Origin of the sequence: Cyanobium sp. Cruz-8D1 (assembly GCF_024345975.1) — a bacterium.
GTDB lineage: Bacteria > Cyanobacteriota > Cyanobacteriia > PCC-6307 > Cyanobiaceae > Cyanobium.
On the sequence record NZ_JAGQCD010000017.1, the window covers coordinates 39342 to 60534 of the forward strand.

Genomic DNA, 21193 nt, shown 5'->3' on the forward strand with positions numbered 1-21193 from the left:
GATTACAGGGCCATTGTCCCGCGAATGGCCTTGGTTTTCCAGAGTCTCCCTAGCGGTCGGCGCTGCGCGCTGCCGCTGATGCTGAGCGTTCACTCAACAGGAAAAGCAACCACCCGTACAGAGCATGCATCGACGATCTGAATCCACTGCTCTCGGCTGATCCCTAGCCGCACCAACATCTCGCCCACGCCTACTCCTGAAGTCAGCAATCGCTGCCCCCGTGCATGAATCTCCCGCCAGGTGGGTGGCACCTTGAGCAGAAAGCCGTTGTCCCGCAGGAAGTGGGTAATCTCTCCATTGGCATAGGTGCGCCCGTAGGGACGGAATGGTCCCCGCGAAGGGTCGTAGCGGCGGGCCGCCTTGATCAGCCCGATCATCGCCAACTGGAGCAGATCCTCCTTGGGGTGAACAGTGCGCCGAGCGAAGTTGCCGGCGATCTTCTCCGCCAGGTCCATGTGCTCCAGCGCCAGGGCATCTGCAGCGGCATGGGGTTGCACTGGCCGCTCCCGCCGCGGCCTGCAGCGAGTGGGCCGCTGCCCTGGGGCTCTGGGGAGGTGACGCACTGGAGCGTGGAGGTTGATAAGCAGCTGCTCTGCTCGGGCATGGCACGCCGGCCGGCGGTAGCGCCGTTGCCGCAGCATCCGCTCCGCACCAGCGGCATCACCCACCAGCACCACCGTGAGCGGCAGCACCAGCTGCAACACCACTGGCGCAAGCGCTTCGGCTGATGGGCTCTCGCACACCGATGGCGCTGGATGTTCCCGCACCGCTGACACGATCGACTCGCTCACCGGCTCACCAGCAGCGGCGTCACCACCGGCTGGATGCCCTGGGCCTTCCAGTAGCGACCCTCCAGCCACAGGGCGCCGTGGCAGAAGGCATCCACAAGGTCCTTGCTGCCCTTGGGGAAGCGGATCGCTTCCTCCACCAGCGGCTGGGCGCGGTGGAGGAAGCGAATCTGGCCTGCTTCCACCAGGGGGGCGACGGCATGGGCGCGGGTTTCTTTGCTGCCGCGGGCAGTGATCGGCAGCATCCCCGGCACGCGGCGACGCAGCGTCTGCAGCACAGCCGGCCCGTTGGCGGCGTCCTCGATCAGCACGGCGTTGGGCCGCAGGCCCTGCTGCTCCAGCGCCTGCAGGCAGCCCAGCAGGAAGCGGATCACCTCCGGTAGGCCAAAGCGGTGCCGCGCCGCCCACAGAACCTCGATCTCCAACTCCTTTGGCCCCGATGGGCCCTGAGATTCACCCGATCGGGGGATGGCAGAGCGGGCCGGTGGTGCCAGCAGGCCCGCCAAGCAGAAGCCGCAGTAGTCGCTCTCCGCCTCCCCCTTGAAGCTCAGGTCACAGGAGAGCGCCAGCAGGGCGTAGTGGCGCTGGCTGTCGTCCTCGCGGGGGAAGGGCGGCCGGATCCACTGCCTCAGGAAGATTGAACCCGATGCCGGGCTGGGCCGCTGCTGATAGAGCGCGGCCCACCAGTAGGCGCCAAGTCGGGCGCGGATCTTGAGCAGCTCCGGCAAGGGGAAGCGCTCAGGGCACAGGGCCTCGCCCGGGTGGCGCCAGTCGGGGATCAGGGTGCAGGTGGGCGGCAGCTTGGCCCGCTCGGTTGGCTCCTCAGCGATGGCCGGCAGGTCCAGCACGGTCCAGTGCTGCGGCGCCTCCCCCAGCTCCTGCTCCAGCAGCCAGCCGATCACATCCTGGTGGTCCCAGCGGGTGAGCACCACCACCTGGGCCGAAAGGTTCGGCTGGGTGCTGCCGTCCGGTCCGAGCACTGAGGCCGGTTCGGCGCGGGTGAGCCACACCGATCGCAGCCAGTCGATCAGCTTCTGCCGCAGCGCAGGACTGGCGGCATCACCTGGGCCCTTGTAGGGGTCGTCAATGATTCCCAGGCTGTAGCCCTTACCCGTAAAGGGGCCATCGACTCCGGCAGCGATACACCCGCCCCGCTGGCGGGTAAGCCAGTTGCCCACCGCCGCCGAGTCCCGGGCCAGCAAGTGGCCGGTCACCCGGTAGAAGTGGCGCGCTTCTCTGGAGTGGGCGTAGGCCAGCTCCGCCGAGTACGACGCGATAGCCGCAAAGAGGTGCGGGTAGCGCTGCAAGAAGTAGGCCGGAAACAGCTTGGAAACCAGGAGACTTTTGCCGAGTCGGGGAGGACAGGTGACGATCAGGCGGCTCAGCTGGCCATCGGCCACCTGCTGGAGCAGGTCGATCAGCACCTCAGCCCAGCGGTGGAAGCCGTAGCGGGGGTAGGCCTCAGCGATGAAGCTGCGCAGGCTCTGGGGTTCCGATGGCTCGGCAGCAGTGGCCGTTGGGAGGTGGAGGAGGCCGGCATCGCCCCAGGGGTCGAGCTCGCTCAGCAGCAGGCCGCCTTCTGCAGGGGCCTGAGGCGTGAGCACCGGTGTTGGTATCGCAGTGGCGGCGGTGCTCGCCGTCATGCCCGTGGCTCCGGCGGCTTGATCGGTGCCCGCAGCAGACCGCCGATCTCGGCGATCACCCGGAAGGCGCCCACCGCCGCGTTGAACTGCTCGGCGTCCATCGCCCGCCTGGCGCAGTCATTGAGGGCAAAGATCTGCTCAGCCTGGTGGCGGCGCCGGTCAGAGATCAGCTCCTCCACCATCCGCTGCCGAGCCAGCGCCAGATAACGGCTCACCGTTTTGATGTTGGTGATTCCCCAGTTATGGGCTGCTTTTTCCCTGATCTGTGCCAGTGGCAGACGCTGGGCGATCCACAGCTGCGCTTCGGCGATTCGGGTCTCCACCTCCATATGGGTGGCGCGGGGTTTGTGGCTCTGGCTGCGGCGCCCCCGCGGCGGGTTGCCCTTGCCCACCGGCCGGCTGGGATCCGCCGCCGGCCAGATCGGGTTGCCGTCGTCGTCCTGCTGGGTCGGGGCAGCAAGCAGCTCCTCCAGCGACTCAGTGCCCGCCTCTGAGCAAGCGCCCGCTGTCGGTGGCTGCTCGGGGCTCATGCTCCACCTCCACTACTGGGCGGCAGATCAGGGAGCGCCGTCCCCTGGGGGGACTGCCTCAGGATCAGCCGCACGTAGGCGGCCCACTGCTCGGGGGTGAGCACCACCCGCCAGGTGCCGCCGCGGAAGCGCACCAAGGTCGCCGCGAATCCCGCAGCGGCGTGCTCGGCCTGCAGGGCGGCCTCGTCTGGCTTGAGGCGGGCCGCGGCGGCGGTGTTGGCCCAGCTGGCCACCTGAATCACATGGGCCGGTACGCCATCGAGGTCGCCGGTGTCACCGCCGGCCGTGGTGGTGCGGCCGGCGCCGAGCTTGCGGCGCACCACCAGGCCCAGCAGATCGCTCAGCAGCTGGGCCGCTTCCCGCTCGGCCGCATCCCCCTTGCGCTTCTGGGGATTGGCCATCGTTCAGCTCCGGCCCGGCTTGATCGTCCAGAACGCCTTGCCGTGCTTCTCCATGGCGGCACCGGTGGCGACCGCCAGCCGCTGGGCCTCCTTGAGGGCCTGCTCCTGTTGTTGCAGTGGCTCGGGGTAGGCGTAGCTGGTGCGCCCGGCCGACCAGCAAAAGCTGCAGCCGTTGTGGGAGAAGGAGGCATCCAGCTCGCCGGCCTCCAGGGCCCCGCTGAGCTGCTCCAGCAGCGGGGAGAGCTCGGCCTCGATCGCCTTCAGCTGCAGTTTGAGGACCGTGATGCGATCGAGCAGTGCGTCGAGGGCGGCGCCAGCCATTGGGGAAGAGCTGGCGGTGGTGGCAGCCATCAGCAGAGCCAGCAAGGAGCGAAGAGGCGCAGGCAAGAAGCCCCCGCAACAAACCATAGCGGCTCGATAGTCCGAATAGATGAGTTCGGACAGTGCATCACCACGGCCGGAACCTGCTCACGTAGCCCGCCCAGGCCGCTGCCCAGGCCGCCAGGCATTCCTCGCGTGAATAGAGCGGCGAGAAGCGGGTCTCCCCCGGCCGGGCCCAGATCGTCTGGCCGGCGTCGTACTCCACGCCCCAGGTGGCTTCCAGGGCCATGTAGCCGCCCAGTTGGGCGCGGGTGCAGTAGCTGCCCGAGCCGGGCCTGGAGAGGGTCTTGAGATCAGCCAGCACCCGCAGGCCGCCGGCGTGCTGGATGTAGCCGGTGTCGTAGGTGCCGGCCAGGTTGCGGACCAGGCAGCAGGTAGGGCGCTCGGAGGCGATCACCGTCACCTGCTGCCAGTGGGGGTGGGCCAGCAGCGGCTCGATCCAGTCCCGGTAGTCACCCGAGCGCAGGTTCTCCAACTGCCGGCTTGCCTGGTGGCGGACCTCCAGCAGGGGAAGGAAGCGCGCCTTGAGCAGGGCCTCCAGCGCCAGGTGCACGGTGTGGCCCCTCGGCTCCCAGACGTGGCGGGTGGCCTCGATGCGGGCCATCGCCCAGTCACTCTTGGTTGAGCCGACCACGCCGGTGACGGACACGGCGAACAGGTGGTCCCCCAGCCAGTAGCGGTGCTCCGGGTCGGTGCGCCGCAGACCTGGGATCGATGGCAGCCAGCCGCTGGGGAGAACGACAGCAGCGCAGCTGGTTGGGGTGGAAGAACGCCTGATCACTAGAACCTCACGTGATACACCAAAATCGTTCAATTCTTTGCAATCCCTTCTGGCGCAGTGGATCTGGGGCGATCTGGGCCCAGCGCAATCTTTGAAATCTTTGACGATCTTTGCCCCCCCGAAGCCAGGGACGACACCCATGAAAGATTCGAAAGATCGTCAAAGAAAACACGCCCGCGAAATCGCTGAGAGCGACTGCGGCACAGTCGATGGGAAAGAAAGCAAAGATTCCAGCCCCTGTACGACGAGCGTTCACGCCAGCGGCGTCGCGTTGCTCATGCCCTGTGGTGGCAGCAAAGATTCGAGAGTTTGACAAAAAAAACGCACCCACAAATTCGCTGAAAATGCCTGCGGCGCAGTCGATGGGAAAGAAAACAAGGATTTCAGCCCCCTACAGGTCGAACTCACGCGCCAACCACTCCGCGCCGGCGTCACTGAGCCCGTAGCGCAGGTAGTAGCTCTGGCCGCTGGTGCCCACCCTGGTTGTCGTCACCAGGCCGTCGAGCTTGCTGAGGAAACGGCCGAGGGTCGTGTAAATGCTCAGCGCCTCTCCCTCCAGATCTCGTCTCAGTCGCGCCTCCGGCGGCGCCGCGTTGATCGATTGCAGCAGCTCCAGCAGGCCCACCCCGGCCAGGCCGTTGGTGTGCAGCGCCTGGAGATACCGCAGAGCCTCCTTCTGCTTCTCGCTGGCCTTGCGCACCCGCTGAGCGGCGCGATCGAGATCGCTCTCCTGCTCCTGCTGCTCCTGCAGGTCGTCGTAGGTGCCCAGCCGGGCAAAGGCGCCGCTGCTGCCATCGATCGCCACCACCAGATCGGCGGGTGGGCCGGAGCGGGCTTCGCGCACCAGGCGGCGCTGCGGTGAATCCTTGATCAGCCGATTGCCCTTGGCCAGGTAGTGCAGGGTCAAGATCGTGTTGGCCGCCCCAGCAATGGCGTTGTGGCCCGAGAGGGCCTCGGTGCCGGTGGTGTCGTTGGCCTTGTTGCAGTGGTGGATCAGCAGCAACGTGCCGCCGGCATCGGTGATCTGGTGCTTGAGGTCGTAGATCAGCGACCCCATCTCCGGGTCGTTCTCCCCAAAGCAGCAGCTGCGGGTGATCGAGCGCAATGAATCGAGGATCACCACCGCTCCGGGGTGCTCGGCCAGGCAGGCCAGCAGGGCATCGAGGTTGGCCTCCGTGGCGCGGAAGCGGCGTGACCAGAGCAGCAACGGGTGATCCCAGATCCCCAGCTGCTGGAGCATCTGGGCGGTGTCGCCATCGCCCTGGTCGTCGGTCACCAGGATCACCGGCCGCGGTTCCTCTGGCGCCCCGAAGCCCAGGAAGTCCTCGGCGCAGAGCAGGCAGCGGGCGAGGGCATGCACCAGCCGCGTCTTGCCAACCTTGGCGCGGCCGCCCACGATCGAGAGGTCGCGGCGCGGGATGCAGCCCGGGATTTCCCACTGCACCGCCGGTGGGGGCATCGCAGCCCGTTCGTCTTCCGTGAGGGCGTGGAAGCGGTTGCCGTTGCGCAGGTCGAGAGCCTCGAGGGTGAGCTGGCCGATCTCCTGCAGCCGCAGGGCGGTCTTGAGTTGCAGGGCGGCATGGGCCTCGCGCACGCGGGCGTAACGCCAGAGGCTGTTGCGCTCCCGGACCGCCAGCGAGCGGATGCAGTGCTCAAGCGCCTGTAGCCGCTTTGGAATCGGCAGATGCACCTTCCCCCAGCGCACCCGGGTGTCGGGTCTGGGGGAAAAGCGCTGCGGGCCTGCACCAGGCCCAGCTCTCTTGGTGCCCCTGGCATTGCTGCTGCTTGTGCGGTCGGCGCTCTTGCCGCCGGGATGGCGCCCGCCGGTGTCGCCCTGGTTTCGGCGGCTGCCTGTTGCTTGCGCCCCGGGAGGCCTGGGGGTGTGAGCCGGCTCCGGCGGCAGCCAGCCGTGCTGACGAGCGTGGAACCAGAACGTGGCGGCGCTGATCTGCTCGCCGCCGGAGCTGGCCACCTGGCGGATGTCCCAGCCGCAGCTGACCGAGGGGCTGTGGGCCTCCATCAAGGCGATCGCCAGCTCCCGGTCGTGGCCGGCCTGCTCGCAGGCCTGAATCAACCCCCAGAGGAGGTTGCGGTAGTCGGCGTAGGTGTTGCTGCCGGCCACACGGCGGGGGATGGCGGCCAGAGCGCTGCGGATCTGCTCCAGCGGCCGCGGCGGCCCAAAGTCCTCGTCGTCGAGGTTTGGCAGAGGGATCCCAGTCCCTGGCCGCTCGCTGGGCTCATCCAAGGGGATGGCGTGCCGCGGCGCCGGGCCTGCAGCGGGTTCGGCGAACTCATCGGGCAGCAGCGCCAGGGCGATGTCCTCAGGCGCGTAGCGCTGGCCGCTCACGTGCACCAGCTCCACCAGGGCGGTGGGCTCGCCGGCCGCATCCACATACCAGCAGCCGGGCAGCCGCATCACCCGCGATGCGTCCTTGCAGTGGGGGTCACCGCCGGCGTAGGCGATCAGCTCCGCCTGCAGCGGCGCCCACTCCTGCGGCGGGATGGGCTGCTCCAGCAGCCAGTAGCAGTGGGCCGACTTGCCGCCGCTGAGCACGATCAGCGAGGGCTCCGGCAGCCCCAGCTCGCGCCAGGCGTTCAGTTGCCAGGCGATCGGCCGGTCGTCCCACTCCACAAAGAACGCCCGGCAGGCCGTGATCTCGCTCTTGCGGTCGCCGCCGTCGTTGATCACCAGGTAGATGCCCCGGCCTTCCCGCTGCCACTGCTCCGCCACTGCCAGCTCGAAAGGACCCTTGCGGGCGCCGATTGCTCCCTTGGCGGGGTTGGCGCGGTGGGGGAAGGCACGCAGCCGGGCGCTGGCTGGGTCCTTGCCCAGCAGGGAGAGGAACTGCTCGGCTGCGCCGTGGTCGATGCAGGCCTGGGCGGGGGCGGCTGGTTCAGCGCTGGCCATCGAGCCCCTGGCGCTTACGGGGCTTGCTGGCGAGCTGGTCGCGTTCCATCGCCTCGGCCACGATCAGCCGGATCACTGAGGATCGCGAGAGCGCACCGCCGTGGGTGCGCGCATCCAGCCAGTCCCGCTGCTCAAGCGTGAACTGCACGGAGAGCGGGGTCATCATCGAGGGCATGGGAACCTCGGCATGTCGAATCAGCTTATTCATGCTGGCACAGGCTCGCTAAGCTGATCCGATTGGCGAACAGGGCATGGTCGACAGCGCAGCGGCGGATCGGGCAGCGGAGAAGGTCCGCAAGCTGGTGGCGATGAGCGCCTCACCCCATCTGGAGGAGGCTCGCACCAGCGCCTATCTGGCCTGCCGGCTGATCCGTGAGCACGGCCTGCAGGTCAGCGGGCAACCTCCCTCTGCAGCGTCCGCGCCAGGAGTGCCGACGGCAGGGGTGCCCCACAGGCAGCCCACAGCCGACTCCCATGGCTTTTGCCGCATCCGCGTCCGCCATCCCGGCCATTGCCGCTGTTGCGGCAAACCGATCGCCCCAGGGGAGTAGGCGTTGTGGTGCCGTGGCAATGGCTTGCGTCACCCGCTCTGCACCCCCTGAGCCGCTGCTGCGCCGCCGAGATCCAGCAGGCCTTGCGGGCGCTGCTGGCGGGAGAGGCCTTCCTGGCAGACAGGCCCTGGAGTGAGATCTGGTGGGGGCGGATGCGGCTCGATCTGGCCAGCGGCTGGCAGCTGGAGATCGCGATCGAGCGTGACCAGCTCGGCGCCCTGCATTGGGCGCAGGCGCCCGACGGCCGTGATTGGGTCTACGGCTGCCAACGCGACGACTGGACCCTGGGACCCGACAGCCGCATCGTCGAGCCCGTGGCGTTGCTGGAGCCGGAGCAGCGCCAGCAGCTGGAGCGCCTGCTGCGCGAGACCATCTGCTGGCCTGCGCCGCTTGTTACCGGCGGTTGGGTGGTGCCGATGGGCAATGTGAAACCGTCGCGATACGCCCGGCGGAGAGGGCGGCGCCCCGTCCACCACCCCGTCACCAGGGCTGGTCGGGGCAGGCCAAAGCGAGCGTCCAAGACATGGTCGCCAGCGCCCACACCGCTCTGAAACAGGCACGTCACCGGTTCATGGTCATGATTGGGATGCCTTAGCCTTTCGCTAATGGCCAGATCCCAGTTCGCATGAGCTCTGAGTACCGGTACATCGAGGCCAAGCAGCTCGAAGCCGGTCAGGAGTTCGGGCGCATGCTCAGGCGCTGGCGGGAGCTCAACAACTGGACCCAGTACACCGCCTACAAGTGGGCCAAGGAGGCCGGCTTTGAGGTGATGGCGCCCAGCACCTTGAGCGTGTTCGAAAACGGCAAGGCGCCCAAGCCGCGGCCGGAGAGCTTCTTTGCCCTCGCCGAGGTCAACCGCCGGCTGGCCGCCAGAGACTTCAGCGGCGTGCGCACCCGCGCCCTCAAAGATCTGATCAGCCAGGCCAAGCCCCTGGTGGATGACGAGGAGCGGGTGTGGGGGCCAGCGGAGTTCTGGAGCTGCCACCTGGGGCTGTTGCCGGTGCCGAGCGCCTACCAGGCGCCTGCCGTGCCGGCCCAGCCCGAGGTCGATGCCGCAGAAGCGGCAAAGCTGAGCGAGCAGTGGCGCGGCCAGCTAGCGCAGACCGCCAAGCAGCACGGCATCGGCGTGATGGAGGCCCTGAGTTCCGCCTCCAAGGCAGCGCCAGTCAAGCAGCGGCAGGCTTTTCAGGCGATGCTGGCCGGCTTTGAGCCGTACTCCGCCGAGCAACTGCAGGGCATGTGGGACGGAGAGGCGTGGCTGCCGCAGCGCTGGCTGGAGGAATGGTCCACCAAGTCGGGCGCCAGCTGAGGCAGGCACGAACACCTCCCGGGCAGGTTCGGAGTACGCCATGTCATGCGTTGCACAGGATACAGATTCGGATTAGCGAGCCGCTAATATCTTGGGCAAGCGGGCGCCGGTCCCGCAGTGCCTTCGATGACCACCACCCCTTGCGGGCGGATGGAGCCGACGCCAGGTCCCACCGCCGTCTTTGATCTCAACCAGGCCCTGTTGCAGAGCCGCGAGCAGGCCCGCGCCCAGTGGGCCGAGGGCCTGGCCCAGTTCCAGTCCCAGATGGCCGCCATCGCCGACACCTCAATGCAGGAGGTTGTTCAGGCGGCGGCGCCGGCCTTTGCCCTGGGCTTCTCGTTCAGCGCCCAGAAGCTGATCAACGAGGAGCATGAGGTGCTGCGGGTAACCCTGCGGCACCGCGGCGGCGCCGAGGAGTTCAGCGAGGCCCAGGCGCCCCAGGAGGGCAGTGCGGCCTGGCATGCGCTCACCGCCTCCCTGCTGGCGGGCCTGCTGGGCATTCCTGTGGGCAACTCTCCTCTGACTATCGAGCCGGATCAGGTGCGACCGCAGCCACGGCCGTCGCAGCCAGGTGCCCCGGGCGCGAGCGCTTCAAGCGTCGGCACTGCAGCCGCCGCCCCCGCCCACGCTTCTGACGACCCTGAGGCCGCAGACGACGAGTGGGACACCGGCGTTCCAGATGGGCCCGAAGCAGGCGACTCCGGCCTGGAGCCCTTGTCGGACGAGGAGATCGCCACCCTGCACAAGTTCCTCGGGGCGATGCATCAGGAGGCGCGCAAGCGCTTCACGATCGAGTTCCGCCACCACTTCCAGGTGCCCCGGGAGGTGCGGACGATCAAGGACCGCATCACCCAGCGACGCCACAAGGACTTCATCGACGTGTTCGAGCGCGAGCTGGCGGGAGGAACGCCATGAGCGTCTGCCATCGCGCCTACGCCAGGCCCCAGCCGCGGTCGCAGCACGGCCGTCACTACCTGTGCGTCTGCGTGCACAGCGATGTCTACCGGCAGGTGAAGCAGCTGTCGGCCGAGCACCAGCTGAGTCTCTCGGGCGCCGCCCATCACCTGTTGCGGCTGGGTGCCGGCCTGGAGCCCCTGCTTCCCCTGACCTCTTTCTCTTCCACCCTGAACAGCAAGTCCCATGGCGATTGAACTCAACGACGGCAGCCGCATCGCGGCGCCGGTGATCCGTCAACAGCGCCTCGGTGAGGTGGCCTATCTGGCGATCGTGCGCCCGGAGCAGCGCGACCGCTTGCGCAAGAACCTCAGCAGCGGCGCGATGGAATCGATCCCCAACGGCACCGACCGGCAGGGCCGGCCCAAGGTGAAGCAGGAGATGGTCATCCATGCCATCGCCATGCCCGGCACGACGATGGAGGCTCGCATCGGTGATGAGGGCGGAGTGCCGGCACCGGGGGATCGGGTGCGACTGATCCTCAAGGCCAAGGGATTCGGCGAGTGGATCGAGGCGCGCCGTCAGCACCGCCGCGGCCGGCTGACTGTGGGGGATGTGCTGGTACTCGAGACCCGCTGGGCGCAGCAGTACGACCAGGACGGCAACCCCAAGGGCCCCAAGATCGAAGACCAGGCCGCCGCTGATGCGGTGCCGCGCAACGTCACGATCGGCTTCTACGGTCCGCTGAGCGTCCGCGAGGGCACAGATCCCGCCTGGATCGAGGCGGCGGAGCAGGCCTACAGGGCCGATGAAGCCGCTGCCCGCCAGCAGCAAGCGATCCCGCTGGCGGATGGGGAGGACTACGGCGATGAGTTCGCCGATGGGGAGGTGCCGTTCTGATGGCCCACCCCCAACACCCCGGCCGCACGCCGCGGCCCATGGGGCAGCCACAGCTGCCGGCCTTCTGCCGCACGCACCGACCGATCAGCACCACCGTGCGGTTGAGCAGCCTGCGGCAGCTGCAGTGGCTGCTGTGGCTGGTGCTGGTCTTTCAGCTGAGCACGGTGCTGCTGGTGCTGGCGGGGCCAGTGCCGCCGCAGGTGCAATGGATCGCGCCGAGGGAGGTGAGACCATGAGCTACGCCTCGAACCGGCGCTTGCTGCGGCTGCCGGAAGTCAAGGAGAAGGTGGGGCTGTCGCGCACGGCGATCTACAAGCTGATCGCTGAGGGGCAGTTCCCCCGGCAGGTGTGCATCGGACCCCGCACGGTGGCCTGGTGCCAGGACGACCTGGAGGCCTGGATCGAGCAGCGGATCCAGTCAGAAGTGCAACAGCCGAGTGGACGGTGAGCGAATCAACGGCGCCGCCGCCCGAACAACAGCCCTGGCCGGCCCTTAACGGGGCCGGCTTTTTTGTGCGCCGCTTGCAACCCGCGGAAGCTGACTGTCTCAGCGGACCTGATCGATTAAATCGGCCCAGCGCTGCATCATCTCGACGCGCTGCGGCCAGTACTCAGCGCGGTTGTACGCAGCGGTGACCTTGTTCTTCTCGATGTGGGCGAGCTGGCGATCAACGATACGTAGGTCGATGCCAAGCTGCTCCTGGATGTTGGTCATGGCCAGGGCTCGGAAGCCGTGGCCGCACATGCGTCCATCGAAGCCCATGCGCTTAAGGGCCATGTTCACGGTGTTGTTGCTGATAAAGCCGGTGGCGGTGCGCTGGCTCTGGAACACGTAGCCGCTGGGGCCGCTGATGGCGTGCTGGGAATGGAACAGCGCCGCGGCCTGGCGGGAGAGGGGCACGAGGTGCTCACGGCGGTTGCCACGTCGGCCCTTCATGCGCTCGGCCGGGATGGTCCAGAGGGCCTCCTCGAAGTCGAGCTCCTCCCAGCGGGCGGCGATCAGCTCGCTGGTGCGCACGAAGGTCAGGGCCAGCAAGCCCATGGCGTTGAGGGTGCTGGCATCGGCGCCGATACTGTTGGCGCGCATGGCCGCCAGCAGCTCAGGCAGCTCACTCCAGGCGATGCAGGGGTAGTGGCTGGTGGTCTGCTTGACGGGGGCGTGGCGCTTGAGGGAGTGGGCCGGATTGATCGTGCAGTGGCCGATGGCGACGGCGTAATCGAGCACCTGGCTGATCACGCCCAGGGAGCGCTTGGCGGTTTCATTGGAACCGCGTTGCTCGATGGAGCGCAGCACGGCCAGGCAGTCCTGAGCGGTGATGGCATCAATGGCCATGCCGCCGATGGCGGGAAAGATGTCCTTGTTGAGCTTCTTGAGAACGTCATCGCTGTGCCGCTCCGTCCAGGTGCCGGCCGTTTTGGTGGCGTGCCAGTCGAGTGCAACGGCCTCAAAGGTGAGCTGGGCATGTTTGCCCCAGCGCTGATCTTTGGTGCGTTTCTTGGCATCACAGGGATTGATTCCGTCTTCATAGAGAAGACGTTTCTGCTCATCACGGATGTCGCGTGCAGCCTTGAGCGAAGTCCTGGGGTATGGCCCGATGCGCAAATCCTGCCGACGGCCGTCCTTGGTGGGCGGGAAGCGGTGCCGCCATAGCCAGTACTTGCCGCCGGCGGGGTCGACCTCAAGAAGCAGGCCGCCGCCGTCCGAGACCCGGTATCGCCGAGATCCCTGTGGCAGAGCGCGAACTTCCTTGTCGGTTAGAGCCAAGACCCCGTTTACACCACCACCCCAGTTTTACACCACCACTTACACCACCACAATTTTTTGCTTGCCTGGGTTTTGCTGGGATGCCATGGGACGCCCAAACAGCAGAAAACCCAGTACAGGGCAGTGGGTCTCGGGAATCAGTGGGACATCACGGGAACCTTTGGGAATCCCCGTTTTGAGCTCTGAAACGGAGAGGGTGGGATTCGAACCCACGGAAGGTTTCCCTTCAAACGATTTCGAGTCGTTCGCTTTCGACCACTCAGCCACCTCTCCAGGCCCTTCGGCCGATTGGCATCTTACGGAGCGGTCAGCACCCCGCTCGCCCCACTGGCCCGCCAGCCTGGCGGCAGGGGGGCTCCGGCTGGTCCCGGTCCACTGAGCCACACCTGCCGCGGCCCGTGGACCAGCAGGACGCGATGGTCGGCGGGCCGGGGGCGGAACCCCAGCCAGACGGACTCCGCCGCCGACCCAGAGGCCGCCCCTGCGGCTGGCGCCGGTTGGCCCGACCGCCAGCTGGCCAGCGACTGCCGATCGGGCAGCAGCAGCCAGCGCTGGTGGCCCAGCTGCAGGCGCAGGGCGTGGCTGTCCATGGCCAGGGCCTGCACCGCCAGCCCCCGGCTCGCCAACCGCTGCCCCGCCGCCAGGGGGACCGCCCCATCGCCATAGGCCACCACCCGCGCCGCCTGGCGGCTCCAGCAGGCCGGATCGGCGCCCGCCACCGGATCGAGCAGCAGGGCCCAATCAAAGCGGGCCACCCCCAGACCCTGGGCCAGCTGGCCGGCCTGGCGGCAACTGAAACCATCGGCGCGGCTGCTGACCAGGGCGGCACGGCCGCGGTGGCGGGCCAACAACAGATCACGGCCGGGCCCCCCCTCCCCCTGGTGCACCAGCAGCAGCTGGTCGCCGCCCAGCAGCACCAGGTGCAGCACCAGCACCCCGAGGCCGAGGCCGGCCGCCCATCGCCGCCAGCGCCGGTCCAGGCCCGGCAGCACCAGGCCCAGCAACGCCAGCGTGAACAGCAGCACCAGCAGGGGCAGGGGCCGGCCGCTCTGCCACTGGGCCAGGGGCAGGCCGGCGACGACATGGGCGAGCTGGAGCAGTAAGGCGGCCAGCCAGCCGAGGGGCCCCAGCAGCGGCGCCAGCAGGGGCGGCACCAGCACGGCCACCAGTGCCAGGGCCATCGCCCCGAGGGTGAGCGGCGTCAGCAGGGGAGCCGCGAGCAGGTTGGCCGGCACGGCGTAGAGGGGCACCACGCCGAAGTGGAGCAGTTGCAGCGGCAGGGTCCAGAGGCTGGCGGCCAGCGGCACCGCCAGGGCGGGGGCCAGCCAGGCCCACCAGCCGGGGGGCCTACCGCCAAGCCGCTCGGCCAGGGCTTGCTCCAGGGGCCTGGCCGTCAGCACCAGGCCGGCGGTGGCGGCGGCGCTGAGTTGGAAGCCGACGTCGTGGAGCCAGGCCGGCCGCAGCAGCAACATGGCCGCCAGGCTCAGGCCAAGGATCCCCAGGGGCCGCCCCCGCCGGCCGCTCTCGAGCAGCACCAGGGCGATGGCCCCCATCAGCACCGCCCGCACCACCGAGGGCTGGGCCCCGGCCAGCAGCAGGAACAGCGCCATGGCGCCACCGCCCAGGGCGAGCCGGGCCCAGCGGCCGAGGCCCCGGCCCAGGGCCAGCACGGCCCCCAGCAGAACGCTGAGGTGAAATCCCGAGGCCGCCAGCGCATGGGAGAGGCCGGCGACGCGGAAGTCGGCGCGCAATTCGGCCGGCAGGGGCACCACGGCGCTGCCCAGCACCAGGGCCGCCAGCAGGCCGCCCCGCTCCGGCCCCGCCGCGGCCACGAAACGGGCGGCGATGCTGCGGCGCAGGTCGGCAATCGGGGTGGCGGGCCGGCGCAGCACCTCGAGCTGCTCCACCGACAGGCGGGTCCAGCTGCCCTGGCGGGCCAGTCGCTCGGCCGGCCCGGCCAGCAGCGGATGGGGGGCCGGCCGGGGGCGCCGCAGCTGTCCGCTCACCCGCACGCCCCAGCCTTCGCGCAACGCCGGACAGGTGCCGAAGCTCAGCTCGCTGCGGCCCCCTGCCGTCTGCAGCAGTACCCGGCAGGGGCCGGCCTGGCCAGCGGGGGCGGCCTCGGAAGCCGCGCTGGCCACCGGATCGCTCAGCAGATGTCCCGTCAGGATCGCCAGCTGGGGGCCATCCCCACCGTCGAGCAGCCGCAGCGGATCCCCGGCGGCGGGCTGGAGCGGCCGCAACTGGGCCTGAACCAGCACCACGAGCAGCAACAGCAGGGGCAGCAGGGGAGAACGGAGCATGCTCCAGGGTTCCCTGAGGCCGCGATGACCTCCAAAGCCACGACCACACCAGCCATCGACGCCACTGGGCCGCCACGGGACAATCCGATCGGCTGATCCAGGGGAACGGTGGTCGAGCGACACAATGGGCCTCGCACGCGGTGGCGCCTCGGCGCGCTGGCCACCCTGCTGGTGCTGGTGTTCGGCCTTGGGCTGAGCCTGCCACCCAGGCCCACCTGGGCCATGGCGGACACCGCCTCGGCGGAGGCCAAGGCAGGCTGTGCACCCACACCCGGCTTCATCGGCCTTGATGGCCGCAGCGATCTGGAGATCCGCCGGGCTCCAGGCGCCCAGAAGATCGACGACTATGTGGGTCGCAGCAACGTCCGCCTTCAGCAACTGGCCGAGGACCGCAGCTTCGAACCGGACCAGATCGTGGTGCAGGAGCAGCCACCTTTCTCCCTGGTCGGGATCCTGAAAAGCGATGGCCGCTTCACGCCTGAGTTGGGCGTGGACGATCCCGCCGGTGCCTGCTTCGGTCTGAGCCGGCAGCAGCTGGCGCTCCGCTACCGGGACGACTTGCGGCGGGCGATCAGCACTTACCGGGGTACCCATACCTCCAGCGCCTGGCTGAAGGGAACGGCGCTGGCGGCGCTGGTGCTGGCGGTCTACATCCTCTGGCTGCGGCTGCAGGGACGGCTCAACCGGCGGCTTCGGCGCCATTTCGCCGAACGCTCCCACTTCGTGATGCAGGGGTTGGGCCGCCTGGGTGTGGCCGGGTTCGTCGAGGCGGATCAGGTGCGCCAGCTGATGCAATGGCTGCGCCAGCTGGTGCACTGGACACTGGTGCTGGTGGTCAGCTACCTGTTGATTCCCCTTTTGCTGGGATTCTTCCCTCCCACCGCAGGCATCGCCGAAGGGTTGCGGGGTCAGATCAGAACCACGCTGCTGGGTGTCCTGCGCTCGGGGGTGCAGGCGATTCCGAACCTGCTGTCCATCGTGGTGGTTCTGGTGATCACGGGGCTCGTGATCCGGGCCAGCCAGGCCTGGTTCAGGGCCATCCACCACGGGCGGATCCGCCTCCCCGGCTTCTACCAGGAATGGGCCCTGCCCACCTCCCGGCTGGTGACGATTCTGTTCAGTCTGTTCGGGCTGGCGGCGGCCTTTCCCTACATCCCTGGCTCCAGCAGCAAGGTGTTCCAGGGGGCCGGCCTGTTCCTCGGCGCCCTGGCGGCCATCGGCTCCAGTGCCGTCACCACGAACATCATCAGCGGCCTGATGCTGATCTATACGCGGGCCTTCCGCGAAGGCGACCGGGTGGAGATCAACGGGGTGGTGGGGGTGGTGCAGGACCGGGCCCTGCTGGTGACCCGCCTGCAGACGCCCCGCAACGAACTGGTGAGCATTCCCAACGCCAGCGTGATCGGTGCTTCGGTGGTGAACTACAGCTTTTCGCGGCGGGAGATCCGGCAGCCGGTGGCGATCGCCACCACCATCACCATCGGCTACGACGTGCCCTGGCGCCGGGTGCACGCGCTGATGCTGGCGGCGGCCGGCAGCGTGGCGGGCCTCACCGACGAGGTCGCTCCGTTCGTGCTGCAGACCTCTCTCAACGACTTCCACATCAGCTACGAACTCACCGCCTTCGTGCGCGCACCGGACACCTACCGCCAGACCCTCTCGGATGTGCTGGCGGCGCTTCAGGATCAGTTCGCCGCCGCCGACGTGGAGATCCTCTCGCCCGGCTATCACGCCATCCGCAACGGCAACGCCAGCACCGTGCCCAAGACCAACGACAAGAACGCCTGATTCGCCAGAGGGTTAGCCGGTGGGCGCCAGCTCCCGCTGCTGCCATTTCAAGAACAGGGTGGTGACGATCACCGTGATCAGCACATAGGACAGGATGCCGGGGATCAGACCGGGCAGCGCCTTGCCGTAGGTCAGCGCCAGCTGGGCGGCCAGGCCTGTGTTGCGCATGCCCGTCACCAGGGCCACGGTGCGGCGCTCCAAAGGGTCCGCGCCTGCGAGGCCGTAGCCGATCACCAGGCTGAGCACGCTGAGGATGGCCATACCGGCCAGGGCCACCAGGTTCTGCTGCAGGAAGGGCAATAGAAGCTTGCCGCTGAGCAGCACCAGCGCCACCATCATCATCAGCAGCAGCACGGTGGCCAGCTTGCCGAGGGCCTGGCTGCAGCGCTGGGCCAGCTGCGGCTTCCACTGCCCCAGCAGCACCCCGGCGATCACCGGCAGCACCTGCACCTTCAGCACCTGGCCCGCCACCTGGGCCGGGGTGATTCCCCAATCCACCATCTCCCAGCCGCGCAGGCCGGCGCCGGTGCGGAACACGATCTCCAGCAGTGGAATCGTGACGATGGCCAGCAGCGCCGCGGCGATCTGCAGCCGCGCCGCGAGCTCGGCCGTGCCGCCACTGCTGCGCACCCGGAACAGGATCAAAGGGGCGCTGGGACACGCCAGCATCAGGCCCATGGCCACCCAGGCGGGCCGGCTCAGCAGGCCATGCAGGGGCAGCAGCACCAGCGCCAGCCCCGCCAGGGGCACCAGAACGCAGGTGCCGAGCATCACGCGCCCGAGAAAGGCGGGGCGATCCCTGAGCAGCCGGAACGGGTATTGCTTCAGCCCCAGACCGAGGCTGAACATCAGGGTCACGATGGTGGCGGTGACCAGAAAGGCGGCGGCTTGGGGCATGGCAGTCAGGCGAAAGGGGAACCCATGATCAGCAACACGAAGGCAAAGATGCCGATGACGGTGAGGGCAACCGCCGTGAAGATGGAAATCGAGCGCTGATCAGCGTAAAGAAAGTCGTCGCGCCGGATCAGCTTGAGCGTGCGCAGGTGCTGACGGGTCGCCGCCGCCATCGCCACAATCCCGACCAGCACGAAACCCATGGAGATCAGCCGCACACTCAGGCCGGCATGGGCACTGCGATCGAAGCGGCTGCTGTTGATGGCACCGATGATCTTGTCGAGTCCGAAACCGAAGCTGATCAGCGACAGGCAGGTGCGGATCCAGGCCATCATCGTGCGCTCGGCCGCCGCACGGTTGCGCTCCTTGGCCAGTTCGTTGTTGAGGTTCGCCATCAGAAAGAAGCGGTGGTGTCGGTGGGCGTACTCGGCTGGCTCTGCTGGCGCTGGGCTTCCTCAAACTTCAGCTCCAGTTCCACTTCCCGGCCCAGAAAGACGTTGAGGAACGTTCGAATCACGGCGATCACCCCCAGCTGGATCAGGTTCTGGTTCGAGGGGGCGGTGGTGGTGGCCACGATATCGGCGGCCAGCTGAAACTCCAGCGCCATCGACAGCCAGCTGCCGAAGGTGAGGCGGAGGCTGTTGAACCGCCGCCCCTGGGATTGGCGTCCGTGGCCCAGGAGCAGCGCCTGGCGCCGGATCTGACGCAGGCCCAGGCGCAGCGTGGCGGCGAAACCCAGGGCCACGCACACCAGCGACACGGCCTCCAGCACCAAGCGCAGGGCCTCCGCGAACCGATCGAACCACTCCATCAGGGGAAGTTCCGCCATGGCTCAGCGCCTCACCAGGCAACGAAAGCCCATGTGACAGGTGGAGGTGTCGATCCCCTGGGCCAGGCGCGCGGCGGGCCGGTAGCGGCGGCAGTAGCTCGGGGCGCAGAGGAACGAACCGCCTTTGACCACCTTGCGGGGCAGGCTGCCGTGCTGGGAGGCGGGATCGATGCTGGCCTCCCGGCAACAGCCACCGGGGTTGTCGATTCCGCTGGCATGGGTGACGTACCAGTCGTCGGTCCATTCCCAGACGTTGCCGATCATGTCGAGCAGGCCATAGCCGTTGGGCGGGAAGGCCCCCACCGGCGAGGTGCGCTCCCAGCCGTCGAGCCGGCTGTTGTGGTGCGGGAAGTCCCCCTGGAAGGTGTTGGCCATGGGCCGACCGCCGGGGTGGAGCTCATCCCCCCAGGCGAATTCGCCATCCTGGCGCCCGCCGCGCGCTGCCCACTCCCACTCGGCTTCATTCGGCAACTGCTTACCGGCCCAGGCGGCATAGGCCGCCGCGTCCGCGTGGGTCACATGCACCACGGGGTGGTGATCGCGGGCCTTGATCGAGCTGCCCGGTCCTTCGGGATGGCGCCAGCAGGCCCCGGGCAGGTACTGCCACCAGCGGTAGGGATCGCCCGTGCCGATCGGCCCCGGCGGAGGCACGAACACGATCGAGGCCGCAGCCAGCATCTCCGGCAGGGCGCCGGGATAGGCGGCCGGATCGGCCGGCTGCTCGGCCACGGTGACGTGGCCCGTGGCCTTGACGAAGCGAAGGAACTGGGCATTGGTGACCGGGGCGCGGTCGATCCAGAAGCCCGCCACCGCCACCCGGTGGGCCGGGGCCTCCTCCGGGTAGTGGTGGTCGGAGCCCATCAGGAAATCGCCGGGGGGGATCCAGACCATGTCCCGCGCCGGGGGGCGCCCCGGTGTCATGGCGCGACCTGCATGGTGGGCCCTCCTCAGTGGCCGCCGCTGGCCGCGGAGGTCATCTTGTTGATCACCTCCTCCAGCGAGAAGCTGGCGGCCTTCTGGCGGGGCGGATAGGCCTGGAACGTGGCCAGGAATCGGCCCACGATGGTCTGGGCCGGCACCAAAGCAAAGGCGTGGTCCAGCATCCAGTCCCAGTAGGTGTTGGAGGTGACGTCAGCCCGCTCATAAGGGTCGGTGAGCAGGTTGAAGATCTTCGGCAGGCGCAGCACGATGAACGGCTCGGCCCAGATCTGGCAGGTGCCGGGCTGACGCTGCTCCATGAAGACGAACTTCCAGTTGTCGTAGCGCAGGCCGGTGAGGTCGCCGTCATCGGAGAAGTAGAAGAATTCCACCCGGGGGCTCTTGTCGCTCTGGCCGGTCCAGTAGTCGAGCATGTTGTAGCCATCCAGGTGGATCTTGAAGGTCTTGGCGCCCACGGTGTGGCCCTCCAGGAGCTTCTGCTTGATCTCCGGTTCGCCGGCGGCCGCCAGCAGGGTGGGCAGCCAGTCGAGATGGCTGACGATGCCGGTGTAGAGCGTTCCCGGGGCGATCTTGCCGGGCCAGCGGACCAGGGCCGGCACCCGATAGGCCCCTTCCCAGTTGGAGTTCTTCTCGTTGCGGAACGGGGTCATGCCGGCATCGGGCCAGCTGTTCATGTGCGGGCCGTTGTCGGTGCTGTACATCACGATCGTGTCATCGGCGATGCCCAGCTCATCGAGCAGATCAAGCATCTCGCCGATGCAGTTGTCGTGATAGATCATCACGTCGTGGTACTCCGACTGCCAGCGACCCGCCTGGCCGACGTCCTGGGGACGGGCATGGGTGCGGAAGTGCATGTGGGTGGTGTTGAACCAGACGAAGAAGGGCTCCCCGGAGGCCACGGCGTCGCGGATGAAGCGCTTGGCCTCGGCCATGAACTCCTCGTCGCAGTTCTGCATCCGCTTCTTGGTCAGCGGGCCGGTGTTCTCGATGCGCTGGGTGCCGTCGCCATTGGCCCAGCTATGCAACACGCCACGGGGGCCGAAGTTCTTCTTGAAATTTGGGAAGTCTTCGGCGCTCGGGTAGTCGGGCAGCTCCGGCTCCTCCTCCGCATTGAGGTGGTAGAGGTTGCCGAAGAACTCATCGAAGCCGTGCATCGTCGGCAGATGCTCGTCACGGTCGCCGAAGTGGTTCTTGCCGAACTGGCCGGTGCGATAGCCCAGCGGCTGCAGCAGTTCGGGGATGGTGGGATCCTCGGCGCGGTAGCCCATTTCGGCGCCGGGCAGCCCCACCTTGCTGAGGCCGGTGCGGAACACGCTCTGGCCGGAGATGAAGGCCGCCCGGCCGGCGGTGCAGCTCTGCTCGGCGTAGTAGTGGATGAAGCGGCCGCCCTCCTTGGCAACCCGGTCGATGTTGGGGGTCTGGTACCCCATCAGGCCGTCGCTGTAGCAGCTGAGGTTGCTCTGGCCGATGTCGTCGCCCCAGAGGATGAGGATGTTGGGCTGGCCGTTGGGCATGGCTGGCGAGGGAGTGGTGGGGTAGGAAGAGAGTTCAGGTCCCCAGTCGTTACGTGACGGTCGCCACGGAATCGG

General features: G+C 68.1%; 24 protein-coding genes and 1 tRNA gene. 9 read left to right on the forward strand and 16 right to left on the reverse strand.

What is annotated here, in order from left to right; translation table 11 throughout:
• Window positions 1-89: 89 nt before the first annotated feature.
• From KBZ33_RS21610 to KBZ33_RS11665, 8 genes are all read right to left on the reverse strand, one after another.
• The gene (locus KBZ33_RS21610) at window positions 90-791 is read right to left on the reverse strand and encodes a sigma factor (protein ID WP_254953235.1); all 702 of its coding nucleotides are present in this window, start codon (window positions 789-791) and stop codon (window positions 90-92) included.
• The gene (locus KBZ33_RS11635; protein ID WP_254953233.1) at window positions 788-2431 is read right to left on the reverse strand and encodes a terminase; all 1644 of its coding nucleotides are present in this window, start codon (window positions 2429-2431) and stop codon (window positions 788-790) included. Before KBZ33_RS11635 ends, KBZ33_RS21610 begins: the two co-directional genes overlap by 4 nt.
• Window positions 2428-2961, reverse strand: a complete 534-nt coding sequence (locus tag KBZ33_RS11640; protein WP_254953231.1) for a hypothetical protein — start codon at window positions 2959-2961, stop codon at window positions 2428-2430. Before KBZ33_RS11640 ends, KBZ33_RS11635 begins: the two co-directional genes overlap by 4 nt.
• A complete protein-coding gene (locus tag KBZ33_RS11645; protein WP_254953230.1) occupies window positions 2958-3362 on the reverse strand; it encodes a hypothetical protein in 405 nt (134 codons plus the stop codon). Before KBZ33_RS11645 ends, KBZ33_RS11640 begins: the two co-directional genes overlap by 4 nt.
• Before the next feature lie 3 nt (window positions 3363-3365).
• Window positions 3366-3713, reverse strand: a complete 348-nt coding sequence (locus KBZ33_RS11650; protein WP_254953228.1) for a hypothetical protein — start codon at window positions 3711-3713, stop codon at window positions 3366-3368.
• Window positions 3714-3810: 97 nt separating this feature from the next.
• Complete coding sequence (locus tag KBZ33_RS11655) at window positions 3811-4524, reverse strand: hypothetical protein (protein ID WP_254953226.1); 714 nt, start codon at window positions 4522-4524, stop codon at window positions 3811-3813.
• Window positions 4525-4915: 391 nt separating this feature from the next.
• Entirely contained in the window at window positions 4916-7432 is a 2517-nt protein-coding gene (locus tag KBZ33_RS11660; protein WP_254953217.1) for an AAA family ATPase, read from the reverse strand.
• On the reverse strand, window positions 7419-7595 hold the full coding sequence (locus KBZ33_RS11665; RefSeq protein ID WP_254953215.1) for a hypothetical protein: 177 nt from the start codon (window positions 7593-7595) through the stop codon (window positions 7419-7421). The genes KBZ33_RS11660 and KBZ33_RS11665 overlap by 14 nt, the downstream gene beginning before the upstream one ends.
• An 88-nt stretch (window positions 7596-7683) precedes the next feature.
• Between KBZ33_RS11665 and KBZ33_RS11670 the strand changes: the two genes are divergently transcribed.
• The 8 genes from KBZ33_RS11670 to KBZ33_RS11705 all read left to right on the forward strand — a co-directional run bounded on the left by KBZ33_RS11670 (window position 7684) and on the right by KBZ33_RS11705 (window position 11534).
• Window positions 7684-7983, forward strand: a complete 300-nt coding sequence (locus KBZ33_RS11670) for a DUF2786 domain-containing protein (RefSeq protein ID WP_254953213.1) — start codon at window positions 7684-7686, stop codon at window positions 7981-7983.
• Window positions 7953-8534, forward strand: a complete 582-nt coding sequence (locus KBZ33_RS11675; RefSeq protein WP_254953211.1) for a hypothetical protein — start codon at window positions 7953-7955, stop codon at window positions 8532-8534. Before KBZ33_RS11670 ends, KBZ33_RS11675 begins: the two co-directional genes overlap by 31 nt.
• A gap of 74 nt (window positions 8535-8608) precedes the next feature.
• A complete protein-coding gene (locus KBZ33_RS11680; protein WP_254953209.1) occupies window positions 8609-9292 on the forward strand; it encodes a helix-turn-helix transcriptional regulator in 684 nt (227 codons plus the stop codon).
• A gap of 126 nt (window positions 9293-9418) precedes the next feature.
• The gene (locus KBZ33_RS11685; RefSeq protein WP_254953207.1) at window positions 9419-10207 is read left to right on the forward strand and encodes a hypothetical protein; all 789 of its coding nucleotides are present in this window, start codon (window positions 9419-9421) and stop codon (window positions 10205-10207) included.
• Window positions 10204-10443: a hypothetical protein gene (locus KBZ33_RS11690; RefSeq protein WP_254953205.1), complete on the forward strand. Its 240-nt coding sequence runs from the start codon at window positions 10204-10206 to the stop codon at window positions 10441-10443. Before KBZ33_RS11685 ends, KBZ33_RS11690 begins: the two co-directional genes overlap by 4 nt.
• Complete coding sequence (locus KBZ33_RS11695) at window positions 10433-11086, forward strand: hypothetical protein (protein ID WP_254953203.1); 654 nt, start codon at window positions 10433-10435, stop codon at window positions 11084-11086. Before KBZ33_RS11690 ends, KBZ33_RS11695 begins: the two co-directional genes overlap by 11 nt.
• Entirely contained in the window at window positions 11086-11322 is a 237-nt protein-coding gene (locus tag KBZ33_RS11700) for a hypothetical protein (protein ID WP_254953201.1), read from the forward strand. Before KBZ33_RS11695 ends, KBZ33_RS11700 begins: the two co-directional genes overlap by 1 nt.
• On the forward strand, window positions 11319-11534 hold the full coding sequence (locus KBZ33_RS11705; RefSeq protein WP_254953199.1) for an AlpA family transcriptional regulator: 216 nt from the start codon (window positions 11319-11321) through the stop codon (window positions 11532-11534). The genes KBZ33_RS11700 and KBZ33_RS11705 overlap by 4 nt, the downstream gene beginning before the upstream one ends.
• A 99-nt stretch (window positions 11535-11633) precedes the next feature.
• Here the strand turns inward: KBZ33_RS11705 and KBZ33_RS11710 are convergent, their stop codons facing one another.
• From KBZ33_RS11710 to KBZ33_RS11720, 3 genes are all read right to left on the reverse strand, one after another.
• Window positions 11634-12851 carry a phage integrase central domain-containing protein gene (locus tag KBZ33_RS11710; protein WP_254953197.1) on the reverse strand — a complete coding sequence of 406 codons (1218 nt, stop codon included), beginning with the start codon at window positions 12849-12851 and terminating at the stop codon, window positions 11634-11636.
• A gap of 188 nt (window positions 12852-13039) precedes the next feature.
• Window positions 13040-13124: transfer RNA gene (locus KBZ33_RS11715), tRNA-Ser, on the reverse strand.
• A gap of 23 nt (window positions 13125-13147) precedes the next feature.
• The gene (locus KBZ33_RS11720; protein WP_254953195.1) at window positions 13148-15154 is read right to left on the reverse strand and encodes a ComEC/Rec2 family competence protein; all 2007 of its coding nucleotides are present in this window, start codon (window positions 15152-15154) and stop codon (window positions 13148-13150) included.
• Between the two features lie 108 nt (window positions 15155-15262).
• On the opposite strand from KBZ33_RS11720, the gene KBZ33_RS11725 reads away from it, so the two are divergent.
• Window positions 15263-16942 (forward strand): mechanosensitive ion channel family protein, encoded by a 1680-nt coding sequence (locus KBZ33_RS11725; protein ID WP_254953192.1) that lies wholly within the window; start codon window positions 15263-15265, stop codon window positions 16940-16942.
• A gap of 12 nt (window positions 16943-16954) precedes the next feature.
• Here the strand turns inward: KBZ33_RS11725 and KBZ33_RS11730 are convergent, their stop codons facing one another.
• The 5 genes from KBZ33_RS11730 to KBZ33_RS11750 are packed head-to-tail and all read right to left on the reverse strand — an operon-like array spanning window position 16955 to window position 21118.
• Entirely contained in the window at window positions 16955-17839 is an 885-nt protein-coding gene (locus KBZ33_RS11730) for a bile acid:sodium symporter family protein (RefSeq protein WP_254953190.1), read from the reverse strand.
• A 5-nt stretch (window positions 17840-17844) separates the two neighbouring features.
• Window positions 17845-18231, reverse strand: a complete 387-nt coding sequence (locus KBZ33_RS11735) for a YidH family protein (protein WP_254953188.1) — start codon at window positions 18229-18231, stop codon at window positions 17845-17847.
• Window positions 18231-18665: a DUF1622 domain-containing protein gene (locus tag KBZ33_RS11740; protein ID WP_254953187.1), complete on the reverse strand. Its 435-nt coding sequence runs from the start codon at window positions 18663-18665 to the stop codon at window positions 18231-18233. The genes KBZ33_RS11735 and KBZ33_RS11740 overlap by 1 nt, the downstream gene beginning before the upstream one ends.
• Window positions 18666-18668: 3 nt before the next feature.
• Complete coding sequence (locus tag KBZ33_RS11745) at window positions 18669-19586, reverse strand: formylglycine-generating enzyme family protein (RefSeq protein ID WP_254953185.1); 918 nt, start codon at window positions 19584-19586, stop codon at window positions 18669-18671.
• Between the two features lie 26 nt (window positions 19587-19612).
• Entirely contained in the window at window positions 19613-21118 is a 1506-nt protein-coding gene (locus KBZ33_RS11750) for an arylsulfatase (protein WP_254953184.1), read from the reverse strand.
• Window positions 21119-21193: the final 75 nt, after the last annotated feature.